This window comes from Rahnella perminowiae, assembly GCF_019049755.1.
Taxonomy (GTDB): domain Bacteria; phylum Pseudomonadota; class Gammaproteobacteria; order Enterobacterales; family Enterobacteriaceae; genus Rahnella; species Rahnella perminowiae.
In genome coordinates, this window is sequence record NZ_JAFMOS010000244.1 from 1 (window position 1) to 2,459 (window position 2,459).

A 2,459-nucleotide genomic window follows, 5' to 3' on the forward strand; every position below is an offset into this window, starting at 1 on the left:
GTGCTTATTTTTGCTGTGAATCACATACTGGAAAACTTTATGTGACGGGATGGCGTGGTTTGTGACGGAATTTAACCGAAATGGGGGTGTGCGGGCGGCTGTTTTGATAAACGCAAAGGCAGTAATCAATGAAGGAAAGTGTATTGAATGAGGTCAGAGGGAGTGATCTTCTGACCTCAGGCACAGAATGAGGGCGTCAAAAGGAGCAAAATGTTGCAGCCCTATAGCTCTTGCTCAAACAAACTAAGAATCGCATCGTGTAATTGTTTGACGCTAAATCCGCGGGCCGGTGTCGTGAAGATCGTATCATCGCCGGCAATGGTTCCGAGGATCCCTTCGGATTTCCCTAGGGAGTCAAGTAAACGCGCGATCAGTTGTGCGGCTCCCGGGCTGGTTCGGATCACCACAACGGCATCGTTATAGTCGATATCCAGCACCAGATTTTTCAGAGGGCTGGTCGTTGTCGGCACGCCAATCTCAGCAGGCAGGCAGTACACCATTTCCATCTTCGCATTACGGGTTCTGACGGCACCAAATTTTGTCAGCATCCTTGAGACTTTTGACTGATTGATATTTTCGAAACCATCATCCTGAAGAGCGACAACAATCTCGCCCTGAGAACTGAATTTCTCTTCCTTCAACAGCGCTTTGAAGGCTTTGATCAAATCTTCCTGTTTAGCAGGATTACGCATTTTGCACCCTGGTCTCTGAATCATAGTGGGGCTGATTATGCAGATAATTGAATTTTTATGCAACAGAGGTTAACTGCAAAAATCATTAATTAAGCTTGCGACAAGGAATGTAAGTGACGAATTTCCCACGATGATTTCATGAATATGCCAAAATTTTGCATTACGGCTGAGCTGTATTGCACAAGAGTTTACTCTGATGATCTCGATTCAGCTCTCACATTGGACCGAATTTAACCATTTATTAACCTGGCCTATTTTGTGGTGCTACTTTTAATGATGAAGCTTTCCGATAAAAAGTGATTAAAAGCGGAAAAGGTCGACCAAGAGGTGTTTTTTTACTTTCTAAACGACCCACCTCAGATTCTCTGCAGGTAAGCGATTGTTTTTAACGGCGTAAGTGATTAAGGTCACACCCAATTAATTCCACGACACTTATAAGTTAATGATAAAAAAGGAGTATAGGATGAAAGTTGCAGTTCTAGGTGCTGCGGGTGGTATCGGTCAGGCCCTCGCGCTTCTGCTCAAGACCCAGCTACCTTCCGGTTCCGAACTCTCATTATATGATATCGCACCGGTCACTCCGGGTGTCGCCGTCGATCTCAGCCATATCCCTACCGCGGTTAAAATTAAAGGTTTCTGTGGTGAAGATGCTAAACCCGCTCTGGAAGGGGCCGACATCGTCCTGATTTCTGCGGGGGTGGCACGTAAACCGGGTATGGATCGTTCAGATCTGTTTAATGTGAATGCCGGGATTGTGCGCAATCTGATCCAACAAGTTGCCAGTACCTGCCCGAAAGCCTGCATCGGCATCATTACTAACCCGGTAAATACCACAGTCGCGATTGCTGCGGAAGTATTGAAAAATGCTGGTGTCTACGACAAAAACAAACTGTTTGGCGTAACGACCCTGGATACCATCCGCTCCAATACTTTCGTGGCTGAACTGAAGGGTAAGCCACCGGAAGATATCGAAGTGCCGGTTATCGGCGGCCACTCTGGTGTGACGATTCTGCCTTTATTGTCCCAGATCCCTGATATCTCTTTCACTGAAAGCGAGATTGCTTCTCTGACTCAACGTATTCAGAATGCGGGGACTGAAGTGGTGGAAGCTAAAGCCGGTGGCGGATCTGCGACGCTTTCGATGGGGCAGGCGGCTGCACGCTTCGGACTTTCACTGGTACGGGCGATGCAGGGTGAAAATAATGTGGTGGAATGTGCTTATGTGGAAGGTAAAGGCGATCATGCCCGATTTTTCGCACAACCCGTTCTGTTAGGCAAAAATGGTATTGCAGAACTTATCGATGTCGGTCAGCTCAGTGCGTTTGAACAACAATCGCTGGATTCTATGCTGGATATTCTTCGCAAAGATATTGAGCTCGGTGAACAGTTTATTAATAAGTGATCATTGAACAAAGCCGCCGGGTTAACTGGCGGCTTTTGCTTTTCTTAACGCGGTGTTTCATGGGTCGGACGGCAACGGCGTTCGATGATTTGTGAGGTTTTGGGATCAAAATACCGGCTAGGCCAGATCAGCGAGGGATGGACACCCAAAGCACCAGCGATAAGCAATTCTCCTTTTGGCCACGGCCGTGATAATGCATTAGAAAGTGTCGAAGAGCTCAGGCCTGCTGATCGTGATACTGCTGCGAGTGTGGTGCCCTTCTTTCTCAGTGCTGCAATAATATCTGCCTGATGCCAGTCTTCATTCCTTGTCGTCATGATATTTTCCTTCTGAAAATGACTTTCAATAAATATTTTATTAAACAT

The 2,459-nt window shown here is 46.7% G+C and carries 3 protein-coding genes; 1 reads left to right on the forward strand and 2 read right to left on the reverse strand.

Annotated elements, in window-relative coordinates:
• Positions 1 to 221 precede the first annotated feature (221 nt).
• Entirely contained in the window at positions 222 to 692 is a 471-nt protein-coding gene (gene argR / locus J1785_RS01760) for a transcriptional regulator ArgR (protein WP_095923673.1), read from the reverse strand.
• A gap of 463 nt (positions 693 to 1,155) precedes the next feature.
• Between argR and mdh the strand changes: the two genes are divergently transcribed.
• Complete coding sequence (gene mdh, locus J1785_RS01765) at positions 1,156 to 2,094, forward strand: malate dehydrogenase (protein WP_129954311.1); 939 nt, start codon at positions 1,156 to 1,158, stop codon at positions 2,092 to 2,094.
• A gap of 44 nt (positions 2,095 to 2,138) precedes the next feature.
• On the opposite strand, the gene J1785_RS01770 is transcribed toward mdh, so the two are convergent.
• Positions 2,139 to 2,411, reverse strand: a complete 273-nt coding sequence (locus J1785_RS01770) for a helix-turn-helix domain-containing protein (protein ID WP_129954313.1) — start codon at positions 2,409 to 2,411, stop codon at positions 2,139 to 2,141.
• Between the last annotated feature and the right edge of the window lie 48 nt (positions 2,412 to 2,459).